This is a genomic window from Citrobacter sp. 506 (assembly GCF_050434985.1).
Classification (GTDB): Bacteria; Pseudomonadota; Gammaproteobacteria; order Enterobacterales; family Enterobacteriaceae; genus Citrobacter; species Citrobacter braakii.
Genome location: NZ_JBNDJN010000006.1, coordinates 262,720 through 280,105, shown reverse-complemented (window position 1 = coordinate 280,105; position 17,386 = coordinate 262,720). Strand labels below are relative to the sequence as shown.

9 protein-coding genes and 1 other RNA gene are annotated in these 17,386 nt (G+C 50.6%); 6 read left to right on the top strand and 4 right to left on the bottom strand.

Going from position 1 to position 17,386, the window contains the following annotated elements:
- The first annotated feature begins 30 nt into the window (after window positions 1-30).
- The 5 genes from ABIE10_RS21025 (at window position 31) to ABIE10_RS21005 (ending at window position 5,603) form a co-directional block, all read left to right on the top strand.
- Window positions 31-1,440 carry a TolC family outer membrane protein gene (locus tag ABIE10_RS21025; RefSeq protein ID WP_046275995.1) on the top strand — a complete coding sequence of 470 codons (1,410 nt, stop codon included), beginning with the start codon at window positions 31-33 and terminating at the stop codon, window positions 1,438-1,440.
- Window positions 1,437-3,623: a type I secretion system permease/ATPase gene (locus ABIE10_RS21020; protein ID WP_429156945.1), complete on the top strand. Its 2,187-nt coding sequence runs from the start codon at window positions 1,437-1,439 to the stop codon at window positions 3,621-3,623. Before ABIE10_RS21025 ends, ABIE10_RS21020 begins: the two co-directional genes overlap by 4 nt.
- Window positions 3,624-3,630: 7 nt before the next feature.
- Window positions 3,631-4,794 (top strand): HlyD family efflux transporter periplasmic adaptor subunit, encoded by a 1,164-nt coding sequence (locus ABIE10_RS21015; RefSeq protein ID WP_085951071.1) that lies wholly within the window; start codon window positions 3,631-3,633, stop codon window positions 4,792-4,794.
- Between the two features lie 72 nt (window positions 4,795-4,866).
- Window positions 4,867-5,230, top strand: a transfer-messenger RNA (tmRNA) gene (gene ssrA / locus ABIE10_RS21010).
- A gap of 190 nt (window positions 5,231-5,420) precedes the next feature.
- The gene (locus ABIE10_RS21005) at window positions 5,421-5,603 is read left to right on the top strand and encodes a hypothetical protein (protein WP_259688182.1); all 183 of its coding nucleotides are present in this window, start codon (window positions 5,421-5,423) and stop codon (window positions 5,601-5,603) included.
- A gap of 190 nt (window positions 5,604-5,793) precedes the next feature.
- Here ABIE10_RS21005 and ABIE10_RS21000 read toward each other — a convergent pair whose 3' ends face one another.
- Together ABIE10_RS21000 and ABIE10_RS20995 are read right to left on the bottom strand one after the other, a co-directional pair.
- Window positions 5,794-6,540 carry an SDR family NAD(P)-dependent oxidoreductase gene (locus ABIE10_RS21000; protein WP_429156943.1) on the bottom strand — a complete coding sequence of 249 codons (747 nt, stop codon included), beginning with the start codon at window positions 6,538-6,540 and terminating at the stop codon, window positions 5,794-5,796.
- Between the two features lie 70 nt (window positions 6,541-6,610).
- Window positions 6,611-7,300, bottom strand: a complete 690-nt coding sequence (locus tag ABIE10_RS20995; RefSeq protein WP_200079740.1) for a helix-turn-helix transcriptional regulator — start codon at window positions 7,298-7,300, stop codon at window positions 6,611-6,613.
- A gap of 456 nt (window positions 7,301-7,756) precedes the next feature.
- Here ABIE10_RS20995 and ABIE10_RS20990 point away from each other — a divergent pair, with 456 nt between their 5' ends.
- Window positions 7,757-8,113, top strand: coding sequence for a hypothetical protein (locus ABIE10_RS20990; RefSeq protein WP_016157245.1), 357 nt, complete (start codon window positions 7,757-7,759; stop codon window positions 8,111-8,113).
- Window positions 8,114-8,171: 58 nt separating this feature from the next.
- On the opposite strand, the gene ABIE10_RS20985 is transcribed toward ABIE10_RS20990, so the two are convergent.
- Both ABIE10_RS20985 and ABIE10_RS20980 read right to left on the bottom strand, forming a co-directional pair.
- Window positions 8,172-9,605, bottom strand: a complete 1,434-nt coding sequence (locus tag ABIE10_RS20985) for an EAL domain-containing protein (protein WP_429156940.1) — start codon at window positions 9,603-9,605, stop codon at window positions 8,172-8,174.
- Window positions 9,606-9,722: 117 nt separating this feature from the next.
- Window positions 9,723-16,637 carry an autotransporter outer membrane beta-barrel domain-containing protein gene (locus tag ABIE10_RS20980; protein WP_429156962.1) on the bottom strand — a complete coding sequence of 2,305 codons (6,915 nt, stop codon included), beginning with the start codon at window positions 16,635-16,637 and terminating at the stop codon, window positions 9,723-9,725.
- Window positions 16,638-17,386 lie beyond the last annotated feature (749 nt).

Below are 17,386 nucleotides of genomic sequence, written 5' to 3'. Positions count from 1 at the left end.
GTCGCTGCCGTATTTTGTAAGGGATAAACCATGAGAAATGTCGCGCCTGTTGCCTTACTGCTGGCATTAACGCTCTGTACCCTGCGGGTGAATGCCGAAGATGAACCGCAAATTATTACGCCGGAAGGCCTGGCCACCAGCCAGATGCTGCCCTCGCTGGACGGCGCGGTTGCCGATCTGCCGCTGAGCGCCGCCGCCCCCGGCAGCCTGACGCTCAACGACGCGGTGAGTCGCGCCGTGAGCTGGCATCCTTCTATTCGTGAATCCATCGGCAAACTGCTCTCACAAAATGAGCAGATCGACGTGGCGAAATCAAAATATTACCCGCAGGTTTCTGCCGGGATGAACAACGGTTACAGCAATACTTACACCGATCACGGCTTTAGCCCGGCCCTGGTTATTTCAGTGTCGCAAATGCTGTACGACTTCGGCAAAGTGGCAAGCCAGGTCCGTGCTGAAACCGCCGGATCCGCACAACAGCAGGCGAATGTGTTACTCAGTATTGATACCATCGCCCACGCAACCGCCAACGCGATAGTCCAGGTGCAGACGTGGCAGCAAATGGTGGACGCCGCCGAAGAGCAGCTCAGCGCCTTGAACGGTATTGGTCGGCTGACCCGTCAACGCAATGATGAAGGGGCAACCTCGCTATCCGACGTGGTGCAAACCGATGCGCGTATCGAGTCTGCACGTTCTCAGTTGGCGCAGTATCAGGCCAATCTCGACAGCAGCAAGGCAACGCTGATGAGCTTCCTCGGCTGGAATTCGCTTAACGGCATCAGCAACGAATTTCCGGTCAAACTGGACAGCAGTTGTGATGTGGTCAAACCGGACGATAAGCTGGTTCCTGCGGTGCTGGCGGCATGGGCGCAGGCGAATGTGGCACAGGCAAATCTCGATTACGCCAACGCGCAGATGACGCCCACTATCTCCCTCGAGCCGTCGGTTCAGCACTATCTCAACGACAAATACCCCAGCCATGAGGTGCTCGACAAAACCCAGTACTCCACGTGGGTAAAAGTCGAGATGCCGCTGTATCAGGGGGGCGGACTCACCGCCAGACGCAACGCCGCCAGTCACGCGGTGGAGTCTGCACAGTACTCCATCCAGCGTACCCGACTTGAAGTACGGCAGAAATTACTGGAATCCCGCAGCCAGGCGATGAGCCTCGCCACTGCCCTGCAGATCCTGCGTCGCCAGCAACGGCTGAGTGAACAAACGCGCGAGCTGTATCAACAGCAGTATCTGGACCTCGGGTCACGCCCACTGCTCGACGTGCTTAACGCCGAGCAGGAGGTATATCAGGCCCGTTTTGCTGAACTCCAGACTCAAAACCAGCTGCGCCAGCTCCAGTTGAACTGCCTCTATAACACCGGATCGCTTCGCCAGGCGTTCGCCTTAAATAACCGCAGTATTCAATCGGTGGAGATAAAGCTATGAGCGACGTCGATACACATGCGGAAGATGCGATTGGCGAACACGCCCTGAGCCTGTGGGCGCTGGCGATGACGCATATTGCCAGCCACTATCGCGTTGCCTGTTCGCCCGGCGCAATCCAGGCCAACGCCCCGTGGTTTGCGGGAAAAAGCCGAGTCATGGCCCTGTCGCAGCTGGCGCGTCAGGCAGGGCTGTCATTTCATGCGCTGGATACCGCCACGCAGGCGTTCGGCCAGTGGCGTCTGCCGGTGGTGGCGGAACTGCGCGACGGCCAACTGATGGTGATAGAACATTTCAACGGTGAAGATGCGTTGGATGTTTTTATCATCGCCGAAGAGGGCCAGCGTAACCGACTCACAGTTGCAGAACTTCTGCCGGAGATCGTGAGCATTACCGCACTGCGCCCGCTGTCAGCGCTGAAGGACAGTCGGGTAGACCGCTATATTTCGCGCTTCAGGCCCGACTGGATGCGCGAACTGGTGTTACAGGACATCCGCCCTTACCTGCCGGTCATGGTTGCCGCCTTTCTGATTAACGTCCTGTCGCTTGCCGGGATTATCTTTTCGATGCAGGTCTATGATCGGGTGATCCCCGCCCAGTCTTATCCAACGCTGTATGTTCTCTCCACCGGCGTTCTGGTGGCGGTGCTGTTTGGCTTTTTGCTGCGCGAAGCGCGTACCCACATAATGGACCTGCTCGGCAAACGCGCTGATATGCGCATTTCCGATCGCGTGTTCAGCCACGCATTGCGGCTGCGCAACAGCGCCGTCCCCCGCTCGACGGGGAGCTTTATTTCTCAACTGCGCGAGCTGGAACAGGTTCGCGAGATGATCACCTCCTCGACCCTGTCGACGATTGTCGATCTACCGTTTTTCTTTTTGTTTATCGTGGTGCTGGCCTTTATCGCCCCGCCGCTGGCGTGGATAGCCCCCGTCGCGGCCCTGCTGATGATCCTGCCTGGTTTGCTGTTACAGAAGAAACTGGCGGTGCTCGCCAACCAGGCAGCGCATGAATCCACCCTGCGCAACGCGGTGCTGGTTGAGAGCGTTCAGGGGCTGGAAGATATCAAGCTGATGCAGGCGGAAAACCGCTTTTTACAACAGTGGAACAGCTACATCCGTATTACCGGAGAGTCCGGACTGCGCACGCGCAAGCTGACTCAGGGGCTGATTGGCTGGGGCATGTCGGTACAAAGCCTGGTCTACGCCGCCATCATTATGTTCGGCGCGCCGATGGTCATTGAAGGCACAATGACCACCGGGGCGGTGGTGGCCGCGTCGATGCTCGGTTCCAGAATGATTGCCCCGATGGCGAACCTGTGTGGCGTGCTGGCCCGCTGGCAACAGGTCAAGGCGGCGAAGATGGGATTAGATAGCATCATGCAGCTTCCCACCGAAACGCAGTACGATGAAGACCGGGTGCATCAGGAGATTTTTCACGGCCATTATCTGTTTGAAAACGCGCACTTTCGCTACCACAGCGACGATCAACGCGTTCCGCTGCGCATCTCGCGTCTGGAGGTCATGCCCGGCGAACGGGTGGCGATCCTCGGGCGTAACGGCGCCGGGAAATCAACACTGCTACAGGCCATGGCGGGTGGCGTAGAGATTATCCAGGGCGATGTCCGACTCGATAACCTGAGCCTGGCGCAGATCGATATGGCCGATTTACGCCGCAATATCGGTTTTCTCAGTCAGAATGCGCGGCTGTTTTTCGGCACCCTGCGCGAGAACCTGACCCTCGGCGCACCGCATGCCAGCGACGCGCAGATCTTCGAAGCGCTGGAGGTGAGCGGCGCGGCGGCTTTCGTTAAACAACTCGCCAAAGGGCTGGCGCACCCCATTATGGAGGGCGGCAACGGTCTGTCCGGTGGACAACGGCAGTCGATCCTGCTGGCAAGAATGCTGCTGCGATCGCCCAATATCGTGCTGCTCGACGAACCCAGCGCCTCGCTGGATGAACATACCGAACGAGAGTTTATTCAGCGCCTGAACCAATGGCTGGGCAACCGAACATTGATTGTCGCCACCCATCGTGTACCGGTTCTGGAGCTGGTCGAGCGCGTAGTGGTGTTAAAAGAAGGTCAACTGGTCATGGATGCCCCGAAAGCGCAAGCGCTGAATGCGAGCCGGGCACCAGCCCCTACTCACGGTCGGGAGTGGAAAAATGAAAACCAATCCGCATGACGCTGCCATGGACGACCTCGATATCCGCCGCGAGCACCGTTTCTCCGGGGCCAGCCGTATTATTCTGCTCAGCACGCTGCTGTTTGCCGTCCTGGGTATCTGGGCGTATTTCGGCAAGCTGGATGAAGTCTCGACCGGCAGCGGGAAGGTAATCCCCAGCTCGCGCGAGCAGGTCTTGCAGTCGCTGGATGGCGGCATTCTCGCCGAGCTTACGGTACGCGAGGGAGATAAAGTACAGGCTAATCAGATTGTCGCGCGCCTCGACCCCACTCGCTCTGAGTCCAACGTTGGGGAGAGCGCCGCCCGCTATCGCGCCTCACTGGCTTCCAGCGCAAGGCTCAATGCCGAAGTTAACGATCTGCCGCTCGTGTTTCCCGCTTCACTACGCGCCTGGCCGGATCTCATCGCCTCCGAAACGCGCTTGTATAAAAGTCGCCGCGCGCAGCTCGCTGATTCTATGGCAGAACTGCAGGATGCGCTGGTCTCGGTAAATAAAGAGCTGGCCATAACCCAACGGCTGGAAAAAAGTGGTGCCGCCAGCCACGTTGAAGTGCTACGTCTGCAACGACAAAAAAGCGATTTAGGATTAAAAATCACCGATCTGCGCTCACAATACTTCGTGCAGGCGCGGGAAGCGCTGTCAAAAGCCAATGCCGAAGTGGATATGCTGGCAGCTATTTTGAAAGGACGCGAGGATTCCGTCACCCGCCTGACCGTGCGCGCGCCGATGCGCGGTATTGTGAAAAACATCCAGGTCACTACCATTGGCGGCGTTATCCCGCCCAATGGCGAGATGATGGAGATTGTACCGCTGGACGATCATCTGCTGATAGAAACCCGCCTGTCTCCGCGCGATATCGCGTTCATCCACCCCGGCCAACGGGCGCTGGTGAAAATAACCGCTTATGACTACGCGATTTACGGCGGTCTGGAAGGCGTAGTCGAAACTATTTCCCCGGATACTATTCAAGACAAAGTGAAACCGGAGATATTCTACTACCGCGTGTTTATCCGCACCCATCAGGACTTCTTACAGAACAAACTGGGACGCCATTTCTCCATCGTACCGGGAATGATTGCCACAGTGGATATAAAAACAGGTGAAAAAACCATCGTCGACTATTTAATCAAACCGTTTAATCGCGCAAAAGAAGCGCTGCGCGAGCGGTAAATCCTTGAGGATTAGGGGTTGCGGGGGCTGGTCACGCGTGTCACAAGTCTGTTATACTTGCTCTAACACATTGGGGCTGATTCTGGATTCGACGGGATTCGCGAAACCCAAGGTGCATGCCGAGGGGCGGTTGGCCTCGTAAAAAGCCGCAAAAAAATAGTCGCAAACGACGAAAACTACGCTTTAGCAGCTTAATAACCTGCTCTGAGCCCTCTCTCCCTAGCTTCCGCTCTTAAGACGGGGATCAAAGAGAGGTCAAACCCAAAAGAGATCGCGTGGAGGCCCTGCCTGGGGTTGAAGCGTTAAATCTAATCAGGCTAGTCTGGTAGTGGCGTGTCTGTCCGCAGGTGCCAGGCGAATGTAAAGACTGACTAAGCATGTAGTACCGAGGATGTAGGAATTTCGGACGCGGGTTCAACTCCCGCCAGCTCCACCAAAATTCTCCATCGGTGATTACCAGAGTCATCCGATGAAGTCCTAAGAGCCCGCACGGCGCAAGCCCTGCGGGCTTTTTTGTGCCCTCAATTTGTCCCACGAAATCTGATGCCAACTAATTAAATCCGAACCTTTTAGGCACCTTGTTAGGCACCTCATAAAGCTTTATTGTTTTTGAGGTGCCTAAAACTATGGAAACCCGACAATGGCAAGACAAACTAAACCTCTCTCCGTTAAGGAAATCGAATCTGCCAAACATAATCAATGTAGCCGCCTCACGCGCCAAGAAAAACCTGTATGTGGTCGGCTCGGCTGCAGCATGGGAGGGAACCAGCCTGCAGCTCCTGCAGCGACAACTGGCAGAATCAGCGTGACAATCTCCGAGGTGACCCTCACGTAACGGACCGGCCACTACGTGCCAGCAGCGGAAGTTATTAATAGCATGATGAATGGACCAATGGAGAGCCGATCATCTATACTTTTGTTAATCCAGACTGGAAATATTGTTATCACTAGCCCTACAACACAAGAGTTAACTCTATATTCTGACGCTATAGAGGAATTTTACTCTGCTAAATAACCACCATCGATTGGATATACTCCTCCGGTACAGAACCCTGAATTGTCTGACAGCAAAAACAGAATGAAGTCTGCTATTTCTTGCATTTTTGCCATCCTTTTCATAGGGTGGCTATTTGCGAAACTACGTACGATATTTTCTGGAAATTCACTCATTCGTGGGGTTTGGACATAGCCCGGAGCGACTGCATTGATTCGAATGCCTTGACATGCAAACTCTAGCGCTGCGGTTTTGGTTAAACCGATTATACCATGCTTAGCCACGGTGTAAGGTGCTAATCCAGGAATGCCAACCAGACCATTTACTGCAGATAAATTAACTATAGAGCCACCAAATTTCATCATCTCAGGTATTTCATATTTTAGGCAGTAAAAAACGCCGCTCAATGAGGTGGCAATGACCTTATCCCAGTTTTCAACCGTCTGCTCGGTTATGTTTTTACCATGTTCACCTGTTAAGCCTGCGTTATTTACAGCACAATCAAGTCTGCCGAAATTTTTGATAACTTCATCTATCATTTGCCGTACTTGTTCGGGCTGAGACACATCACATCCGATCCCCAGCGCTTGTTGTCCCTGTGAAGATAATCGTTTCGCTTTTTGTTTAGCCTGCTCTGACGAGCGGGAGACAATAACGATCTTAGCTCCATGTTTGTGTAATTGCTCTGCGACTGCCTCACCTATACCTGCAGTACTTCCTGTTATGACAGCAACTTTATTCTGGAAATTCATAATTCACCCTATGAAGTCGAATTGAGTCTTTCATCTGGGTTAGTATACAAATTAGCTGTGACAGTTTTTGTCAGTACTCTTTCTCCTCGCTGATTCCTTCTTTTATTCTCCATTTTTTCAATAAAACTGTCCTGCTTTCTCTATATATGGAACCCAGTTGTACTATCTCTTCAATCTTGTCAGTTCTAAAATGACGAAAATCATTTCTCATCTCACACCATGCAACCAAAAGCCAGCATGACTCCATATATACCAATCCGATGGGCCATATGGCTCGAGAAGAGTAAGTATCTTTCTTGTCACAATACTTTATTTTGATTCTCTTGCGATTTTTAATAGCATTGCGGATGTCTTCAAAAAACACCTCATTATTTTCTGAAGGACCGATCAGATAAGATTGACTCTCAATAAGATTTTTTAATTCACCGGGAATGACAGCGTGGATTTTGGCAAGTGCATTCCTTGCGGTATTTTTAAAATCATAATCCGTATTATGAGATACCCAATTTAACCCAAGCGTAATAGCATTGATTTCTTCATGAGAAAGGTTTAAGGGTGGCAAATGAAAGTCAGACTTAATGATATAACCAATTCCAGCACCACCTTCAATGCACACGCCTTGATGCTGTAGCGTTTTTATATCTCTGTAAAGGGAGCGCACACTTATTCCTAATTTTTCAGAGAGAGTGGATGCAGTGATCGGATATCTTTGCGCCCTTAATATCTGTAGTAGTTCGAGAAGCCTTTCTGTTCTGGTCATGTTGATAAATCCATCTTGATTCTGAGACAAAATCTTAAAGCATCTGTTCGATAAGTATCTTAGTACAAAGTAAGCGTACACGCTTAAGTTGAACTTCCCCCTGGATTAAGGATAGCGTTGCATCAACCCGTTGAACTCACACCTCATAGAAGACCTTTAGCCCAGTTAGCCTGTCCGCTGTATGCCAGAGACGCTCTAAAAGTTGATGGTTCGTTTTGCGGGGAGACTTACACATACTTAATATGTCCATGCTTAATAACGACAACCACTTATTATTTAACCTAACACTGAATGCGGCTTTTTGACCCACCACAAAATTACCGTATTGATCGCTCACAGCTGCACAAAATGGATAAATACCGTCATCAGCACTTACAGTTTTTTCCTAAAGCCAGCGCTTCGTTCGTGTGCCATGCTTAATCACGCTAATAACTTATAACGCTAAGCGAGGATATTATGAAAAAGACAATTATCGCATTATCTGCAATTCTGCTGGCTTCTCCCGTTATTGCCGCGACGACACACGCAACTGATAATGATGTAGCCGCCGCACACGAAAATGCCAATACCGCAAAAGAAAAACTGCATCAGGCGCAGAATCAGGGCGAAGAGCAACAGTTAAAAGCAAAACATGCTGCTGAAGGTAAACAAGATGACCTGAGCAGTAAAGTGAGTGAAGGCTCACAAAAAGCCTGGAATACAACCAAAGAAGGTACTGAAAAAGGTTGGAATGCAACAAAAGAAGGTACCGAGAAAGGCTGGAATAAGACCAAAGAAGGTGCTGCCTCCGTTGAGAAAAAAGTCAGCGAGTAATCTTCCAGCCATTCAATAATAAAAAACCGCTTTCGCGGTTTTTTATTATTAGCAATCCTTATAATAAACGTAGAAACGCATTAAAGGGTATTGGTTTACTGAACAGATACCCCTGCCCAAAGCTAACGTTAATCCGTCGCAGCCTCTCCATCTGTTCTTCACTTTCTATTCCTTCCGCCACCAGTGGGATCCTGGCCAGTTCAGACAGGTGAACAATATTGCTGATGATAGTATCACTCACGCCGCCTTTACCCAGTGAGTCGATAAACATCTTATCAACTTTCAAGAACCGCGGCGAAATACGTTGCAGCGCAGCATAGTTAGAATATCCGGTCCCAAAGTCATCCAAGGCTAGCGCAGCGCCTGCCTCTTTCAAGCGCCTCAGAACACTTTCACGGATCAGATTCTGCTGCCGTTCGGTGATTTCCAGCATTACGCCAATATGAAACAAGTTCATCCGCTGAATAAAAGCGATAGTGGCATCGGTAAATTCATTATCCTCCAGTGAAAGTGGAGGTACGTTAATACCGATATGAAATGGTATATCACACTGAGCCCTAAGGCACCGCATATCAACCTCTACCTGCGTCAACAATTTCAGCGTCAGCGCATTGATCAAGCCGCTATGTTCAGCCGTGTGGATAAATTCGTTAGGGGGAATAATTCCCTGCTCAGGGTGATTCCAGCGAACAAGCACTTCAGCCCCGACGATTTTTCCGCAAGCGAGTTCAACGACGGGCTGATAAAACGGAATAAATTCATCATTATTAATCGCACGCTGCAGTATTTTTATCGGTGATATCCGCTGCGCCCGGCGTAAGTGGAAATATAACAGCAAAGACAGAACCACAAATAAAATAAGAAGATAATGATTATCCCGCACATAATCCGCAATGTCATCCTGTGAATCCGTCACAATCCAGAAAGGATAGTTTTGCGAGGCCATCTGCACGAAAGGATGTTTTTCTGGATACAATAAAAAATGCACATCAATTTTTTCTTTACGGGCAAAATCCATAAGAATTTTTTCGATCGCCGCTTTATATACTGCAACAGCCACCACCTGCCCCTGAAACGGAAAATAGATTATATACATCTCCGTGTTCAGCCGATAAATCTGTTCAATCATCAGTGAGTGTGTAGTCGTTCCATTGGAAATAATCCCCGGCAATTCTCGGCCTTCAAGAGAAGAGCAGTTCCACTCACCGTTCCTGATGATACTGACTGAACGAATCTTCTCGCCAGACGCCGTAAGAAGACGCAATTTTCGTAGCAGATCGTCAGTGCAATTCTCTTGTATATGTGCGCTGGCTAACACAGCCAGTGTATTTACGTCGTCAAATATCGTATCGATTTCTTCGACCAGGCTATTTATCGCGTGTTCTCTGACAAGTTGTCCCTCTCTATCCCATTGCTGCCATGACGTCAGCACACCGGCCAGAAGAAAAAGCAACACCAGCATGATGGGTGTGATTTTCTTGGTTACAGACATGATTAACTCGTGTTGTTGAACAGAGCGCCCCGAAGGACGCTTTTTTGAGATTATTTCAGGAGGAAATGGCCAGACTGACATGCGCCAGTCTGGCTGAACTTGCCCGGTAGAATCAGCTTAGAAGTTCCATTTCACACCTACCATCGCAGCGCTGTCGTTATACCCTTTGTCGCCAGCCTGAACCCCGATATTGCCCCACAGATTAAGACGAGGACTCACCTGTCCCTCCACACCCACTTTTACCTCGGCTATATTTTTCGCTCCATCCTGGCGCACATTCACGCCATCCATGGTCGTACTGAAATCGCGTGAATTGTGCAGCCAGTTCAGCTCGGCAAACGGCTGGAATTCACGCTCTTTAGCGTTATCCATCTGGTGATGGCTCTTAATCCAGGTTTTCAGGCCCAGTCTGGTCTGCACATTACCATTACCGTTGCTGGTGATACGGGTACCGTTACTTTCACGATGGTCGTTCGCCTTCACTCCCATCCAGACTGCCTGCGCCTGAGGTTGTATGTACCATTCGTTCAGCGTTCCGTGACTGCCGGCAAACTCGCCCATTTTTTGGGCATATCCCATTTCCAGCGAAGCGGTAACCCCTTTCGATTTGTACGATTCGCCTTGCAGGTCATCGCCTTTAACATTGTTATCAAACCAGCTGTACTGAGCCCAGCTGTCCAGCCAGGCGCCGTTATGCGACGCATCATTGGCATACCACGTGGCATAAACGCCGGTGCTGTAGCCATTCACTGAGCCTTTTGAACGATAGCCCGTGCGTGAAGACTGGGTATTGCTGTGATCGTTACCGTAGCCCGCCATCACGCCAAGGTGCCAGCGATCAAGCCCACTCTGGCTCCATTGCGCAATGTCGCCCCCCAGTTGCAATACGTAACGGTTGCTCTGGGTTTTCAACTGGCCGCTACCGTCACGCCAGTTGTTGTGCCCACCGACGTGGCGCATCCACATGCTGGTGACTTTCTGCTCGCCGGTCAGGGCATCGATATACTGCGTTTCGCCCAGACGATCGTGCAAACGGGTGACGAACATGTTGTTGGCTGCCGCCAGGTTAGCCGTGTAGCTGCCGCCTTCCGGACGCAGATCTTTATCGGGATCCGGATCCGGGTTTGGCTGCGGATCGGGGTTGGTTTTACCGCTGGTCAGATACCAGTTGCCGCTGTTTTCATCCTGACCACGTCCAAGGCTGTAGTCATATGCCCCCGCCACAATACGGCCAGCTTGAATAAACTCACCATCCGATACGCCATCAACATGGATAACTTCGATACCATCAATCGTTGCGGCACCTTTCCCACCGGCGTTAGTGACGCTGACAGAAGTAGTGCCACTGGTATCACCTTTCACCACCAGCTTATCCGTAACGGAATTGTCATCCCCCAACGCGGTGTTTAAGGAAAGATGACCATCATTACCCGTGTAATTGCCATTGACCACCAGTTGATTACCGGCCTGCTGACCATTCACACCGGTTGCGAGGATACCGCTGTTAACCAGGTTTCCCTCTACAGTGAACAGGAGGTTGTCACCGGTCCCGGTACCCACCTGCAGCACACCGGCGTTATTCACATTACCTGCGACGCCCCCTACGCCCGAGAGCATCCCCGCCGTAGCTATGTTGACCTCGGTACTGGCAAGCGTGACGGGAGATGTGCCGTCCCCCAGAACCAGGCCGCCCTGCTCAATATCCGTTTTCCCCGTCCAGGCGGCGTTATCACCGACAGTAATGGATCCGGCTCCCAGCTTGGTCACGTCGCCGCTACCATAAACGTCGTTATTAAGCTGCCAGTCGGTATGACTGTCCAGCACCAGTGAACCGCTATTGTGCACCTCTGCGCTGCCCAGATTTTCTGCGGTGAACGCGGTGAGCCGGGAATCCGCATCAATAGCAAATTGTCCCGTAAAGGCACTATTATTGCCCACCAGCGCGACATCGCTTTCGGTAAGTTCAATCCGTCCGGCATCGCTGATGCTGTTGTAAAGTACACCTGCCGCCTTATTCATCGTCAGCGTTCCCGCCGCCACAATATCGCCCGTGCCGAGACCCAGCGTCGTGTTCATCAGCACGCGTGCGCCTTCTGCAATGGTCGTTTTTGCCGTCAGCGTGCTGTTTTCACCGGTGATGGTCAGCGTATCGCTATTGATGTTTAGCGTGCCGCTTCCGGTCAATATTCCATCGGCTGTTCCGCCCTGCTCCAGGGTCAGGCTACCGCCATTGATGTTCAGCAGTGAGTCAGCCCCCGCCGTCAGCTTACCGACAGTCTGGCTATGACCATTCATGTCAAAACCGGTATCGGCGGCCAGACGTAGTTCACCGGTCTGTCCCAGAACATTATCGTTTTTCATCAGCAGGTTGCCGCTGCGCACATCGGTGATACCGGTGTAATCGTTATCCATATTCGACAGCGATACCGTCTGGCCTTTGGCGCTGTCAAACGCCAGATCGCCACTGCCAGTCACGCGAGCGCTCAGATCTGCAGCATTACCGGTTTTTCCGTTCGCATCCAGGACCAGTGCATTGTCTCCGGATGCGAGCAGTTCGACTTGTGTCAGACCATAGCTAATGTACAGTCCATCATCGTTATCCCCTCCGGTGAGGCGATAATCATAGGTTCCATTCGCAACAATCTCGCCATTTTGGCTGATACCGGCTTCAACCCCATCGCTGATGATATTGCCATTGCTATCGGTCAGCGTCAGATTGCCCGCACCGCCGGTGACGGAAGAATCAGACGTTGCCAGTTGAATCAGGGACTGCGCATCGTCCTGCTCAAGAAGTGATAGCGTGGTATCAGCCAGCGGACGATCGTTCGTAATCGTGCCGGTATCAACCTGCACGGTTCCACGTCCGGAGAGATCCATCGCGCCAGCATGAATTGTTCCTTCGGAACTGCTCTGCCCCGGCGTCACCCCGTCAAAGCTGACGGTGCCGCCGTTAAACGCCAGGCCTCCGATATTTTGCTCACCGGACCCCACGTGGGTGACGTTCCCCTCGCCTACATTTAATGTTGCCTGGCTCAGCGCCTGAGTATTTAATCCAGCCAGCTCAAAGGTGCTGTTCGTTAGCGCCAGCGTACCGTTGAATCCATCTGCCGCATTGTTGCTGGTAAAATCAAACGCATTACCGCTGACATCAACGGCGACAGTTCCGGTTCCCGCCAGATGGCTATTAAAAGCCAGCGCAGCGTCAGAATTCAGCGACAAGGTGCTGGTCGTATCAATGTTGTAACCCGTACCGGTCGCATCGTTTTGGTTATCACCCAACGCAAAATCAACATTATTAACGGTAAATACTGAACCAGCAGTCAGATCGATATGCTCCATGCCGGTAATAGCATCGGCGTGATTGAGGATGTACTGTGCGTTATTCAACTGAAGTGTATCCTCCCCATCACCACCATTGAGGCTGGTAAACAGCGAGGTTTCTGTCTCTTTGACATCTTTCAGTAGGTACAGATCGTTACCGCTGCCCGTCTTGATGTCGGTTGCGGTACTGCCAGACTCCAGCGTAACGGTGTTATCACCGCTCATCAGGTTAACCTGACCAACAATGCTGGCACCCGCCGCGTTAGTAAACGCGATGCCTGCCCCCGAGAGCATTTCTACCGCTTTTTGCGACGCATCCAGCGCTTTAATAACGCCTTTATTGATAAACGTTTCCAGGGAACCGTTATTAACATTCACCACCGCGTGGCTGGTCGATTTCGATGTCAACTCACCAGCCTGTTCAACATTTTTGGTCGTACCACCGACAATCAACGCTTCACCACCGTTAGCGTCGAGTACGTTAACGCTGACGCCCGTTTTCAGGTCGGTTGACGCATTGGTGACGATCCCTTTACCCGCAGCCTGCTCAACATTGATAACCAGATCGCGCGAGTCAGACATATCCAGCGTTTGATTCGTTTCGCTGCCGTCGATATTTTCAAACAGGATCCCCGTACCGCTCCCCGTTACATTAATCGTTCCGGAGTTGGTCTGCGCCAGGGATGCTCCGGTATGAATACCGATTCCATTCCCCACACTGATAGTTGTATCTTTTAGCTGGATACCCGCAATGTTGGCGACGTTTTCAATCGAGCTTCCTTTACCCGTACTGTCCATCGTGATGATGGCTCCATCGACCAGCAGACCTTTCGCACCGGCGGCCAACAAGATACCGTGCGCGTCTCCCGATGCTTTGGTTTCTCCCGAACCCGTCAAACTTAATGACGCATCATTGCCCACGAGATAGGCTGCGGTGCCATCCGTCGCGGTAACCGTCGCATTGTTGTTCACAACGGAATCAGCGCCTTCGATGCTGACCGCCACGCCATTTACCTTGATGTCGCCGTCGTTATTCAACGTACCACCGGAAACCAGCACGCCTGTGCTGCCCGCCTGGTCAAAGTCGATGCTGCCTTTATGGTTGAGCGTACCGCCGTTGCGGGCGATGTAGCCGAAAGCACCATCCGCCGTATTACTGGTATTCAGCGTGGCGTAACTGGTCAGGATTGAGTCACCTTTCTGATTCTCATCGACATTCCCGGACAAGTCATAATAATTACCGTCCACAATCCCGGCGGTGGTGTCTTTACCGGAAAGTTTCACGATCACCGCGTCTTTGGTGATAACCCCATCCGCTCCGCCTTCAACCCGAATCCCGGTCGCGCCGTCACCCGTGATACTCAGCGATTGCGAGCCGGAATCAAAATGGCTCCCCGTCCCGGTCACCTGCAGAATAGTGCTGTCGGTGCCTGATGCCGTCATTGTCGTACCAGACGACCCGCTGCCATCAAAAGTCGCACCACCTTCTATGCGATATAATGTTGACCCTTCAGTCGAGACATCTTGCGTATTGGTAGAGGAGGCGTTTACTTTTGAACCTTCACCATAAATAAAATAGCCAATCTGGTTTTTGCCACTGGTAAATGAGACTTTGCCCGTATCGGTAATATCGATAACGCCGCCGTCACGAACGTGCAGACCAATGGCGTTATCAGCAGCAAGATTCACACTCCCACTCATCGTAAGTTGAGACCCGGTCCCCTCGACCCAGGCACCAATATTTTTTAATGTATTATCCGTGGTACTACCATTGGTGATATTTATCGTACCCGAATGAAGCGCCTGACTCCCTCCCTGCAGTTCAAAACCGCTGGCGCTGTACCCATTGAGGTTAATCGTGCCGCTGTTTACCAGCCCTTTTGCACCGTTAATCCCCATCAGGCCAATATTTTGCGCTGAGCCGATGCCATTGATGTCAATGACGCCGTCCTGGGTAACGTTGATTGCACCAGGAGACGCACTGCCGTTTGCCTGAATGGCAACAGCATTCTCGACTTTTTCTCCGATCGTGATGTTCCCGGTGTTATTGATGGTTCCACTCTTCACAAACATACCAATGGCTGGAAGAGTAACCTGAACGTCACTGGTCGCCTCATCTTTTACCGCTTGTGCAGTGCGTCCGATGTAGAGCGTCCCGTTATTAGTAGCCACTGCATTACGTTGAACAAACACGCCGTAGGTATAGACACCATCGGCAGATTTCGCAGGCTCACCTCCGGTGGCAATATTCATTACTCCGTTATTAATAAAGGTCGCCGTGTCATTCATCAGCACGCCATAGGCGTTATAGATATCCTGATGCGAGGCAAGGTTGATGACGCCGTCGTTCTGTACCTTTGTCGTCCCGGTCGCGAGAATCCCGGTATGGGCGCCAACCCACGCATTTTTCACATCAAGACTGGTACCCGCATCAATAATTCCATTGTTATTTACGATGCTATCACGCGCTGAAACGACATAATCACCACCGGATGCACCGGCGGCAACCCCCAGTGTGCCGTTGTTATTGAGGGTGGCTCCGTCGGTCAGCGTCACCACGGAGGTATCGCTAAAAACCGCCTGAATATTGGCATCAGCAGAAATATTGACGACAGAGCGCGCACCGGAAGCTTTAATAAAACTGTTCACATCACGATTCGCAGCCTGCAACACCGCATCGCCATCCGGGATATTGGTGTCGAAGTGAATGTTTTTCTGTTCCGTGGTATAGGCTTTATGAAGCTCAGCTTCGTAGTCCGTGGGCGAAAGTTGCCCAGCCTCTACGGCTTTCACCAGAGCATCATTGTAGTTTTTTAAATCATCAAGATTATTAACCGTATACTCGCCAAGCGCGCTGGAGAAGGTGCCGTTATAGGTTGCGGTATCAAAGTTATAATCTTTACCGGTATTTTTCGCGACATTACCAACGCTACCGCTTTGTACGATGGTTTTGGCGTTGTAATTCAGTACCGCGTCTTTAGTGTCACTGGCGCTGCTCTCAACGTTATAAACTCCAGAGACCTTGGTGACAGCATTGAAGATATTTGCCGAGTTCGATGCCCAGCCGCTTTCCGTTGAACCAACATTCACATCAAGCGTGCCGCCTGATGTCACTGTCGCCAGCTTCATATTCACATACTGCCCATCACCGACGCTGACCCCCAGATAAGTCGTCAGATCGCCAACGCTGGTAGAGGCAAAATTATCGCTGTCATACACCTGGACTGTACGCGAAGCCCCGGTGATGGGGTCAACGTATTGAATGCTGTGGGTACGACCACCTAAAGTCGTCTGCGTCAGATTTATATTTTCACTACCTGACGAAATATAACCATTATCCATTGCCTGCTGAATAGTCATCGTTTTAAAGCCCGATGCACCAGAGGCAATGCTGCCATATCCTTTAGTACCGGTGATAATATTCATGTTTTCACCGTCACCGACAACAAGTTGCCCTGCGCCATTAGCGTTAGTCGACGGTAAGTAATCAGGCAAGACGTAGTCAGCGGCAAAAGCATATATTGAATGCGTAGCCAGTACGGCACCTATTATACTTAGCGCAATTCTTGAAATATTAAATTTATGCGTTCCAGATTCAATGCGAGCAGAACTATTGGTTTCCACAGAAGCACCACAACGTTTTGCCAGTTCAGAAACAACAACCGCGCAAGAGTGCGAAACACTCCATACCACTTTAAAAATCTTGTTCATCATTACCATTCCGAATAATTCCACGAATACCCTTCCTGGGAAAAATTCGTGGTCACATAGCATTATGGGATGCTCATAGTTACCCAGCGGTCAGATACCTCTTCTCTGGAGTTTTTTCCGCTGAAACATTGAGCGATCTGTACATGACGAATGGTATTACCGCATCAACAACCAATCTATTTATACTGATAAATTTGCAATTTATAGATGTTTTATCTAAAAAGATAAGTGATTATAGATTTAAGTATCGATGTCATCACAGGAACACATAAGCAACTGTTAATGAATTGCATAAACAATGTAATATGACGACCTAATTTTCTACACAATAAACAAACATTTCAAATTAAATAAAACGCATATTAATTTATTTCATACCCCGTAAAAAACATTTATAATCACAGCTCTTAAACAACAAACAACTTATAAGAGAAATCTTATTGCATGGGTTATATTGAAAAACATAACCCATTTGAGTTACTTAAATTATAACTGCGAGAAACAGGGGTTACATTCTGTCGAATACACACCTCGCGATAAGCAAGTTCCGCGGCCATCTGTACCGCCAGGGGTTGAATGTAATAAGTAAAAAATATCAAAGCCTTTCTAATTATTGTTTAAGACGCTTGATACCATACTATTTTTAGATTATTTTACTTAAGTAACTTTTCGTTTACTCATTATAAAAATGCCACTTACTAAAGTTACTGACAATTTGTAAATCAACCAGAGACTCAGAACTACGCAGT

What these genes read in the sequence shown, in the direction of transcription:
- ABIE10_RS21025 (WP_046275995.1), top strand. Translation starts at nt 31, where the DNA reads ATGAGAAATGTCGCGCCTGTTGCCTTACTGCTGGCATTAACGCTCTGT.
- ABIE10_RS20985 (WP_429156940.1), bottom strand. Translation starts at nt 9,605, where the DNA reads ATGTCTGTAACCAAGAAAATCACACCCATCATGCTGGTGTTGCTTTTT.
- ABIE10_RS21005 (WP_259688182.1), top strand. Translation starts at nt 5,421, where the DNA reads ATGGAAACCCGACAATGGCAAGACAAACTAAACCTCTCTCCGTTAAGG.
- ABIE10_RS20980 (WP_429156962.1), bottom strand. Translation starts at nt 16,637, where the DNA reads ATGAACAAGATTTTTAAAGTGGTATGGAGTGTTTCGCACTCTTGCGCG.
- ABIE10_RS21020 (WP_429156945.1), top strand. Translation starts at nt 1,437, where the DNA reads ATGAGCGACGTCGATACACATGCGGAAGATGCGATTGGCGAACACGCC.
- ABIE10_RS21015 (WP_085951071.1), top strand. Translation starts at nt 3,631, where the DNA reads ATGGACGACCTCGATATCCGCCGCGAGCACCGTTTCTCCGGGGCCAGC.
- ABIE10_RS21000 (WP_429156943.1), bottom strand. Translation starts at nt 6,540, where the DNA reads ATGAATTTCCAGAATAAAGTTGCTGTCATAACAGGAAGTACTGCAGGT.
- ABIE10_RS20995 (WP_200079740.1), bottom strand. Translation starts at nt 7,300, where the DNA reads ATGACCAGAACAGAAAGGCTTCTCGAACTACTACAGATATTAAGGGCG.
- ABIE10_RS20990 (WP_016157245.1), top strand. Translation starts at nt 7,757, where the DNA reads ATGAAAAAGACAATTATCGCATTATCTGCAATTCTGCTGGCTTCTCCC.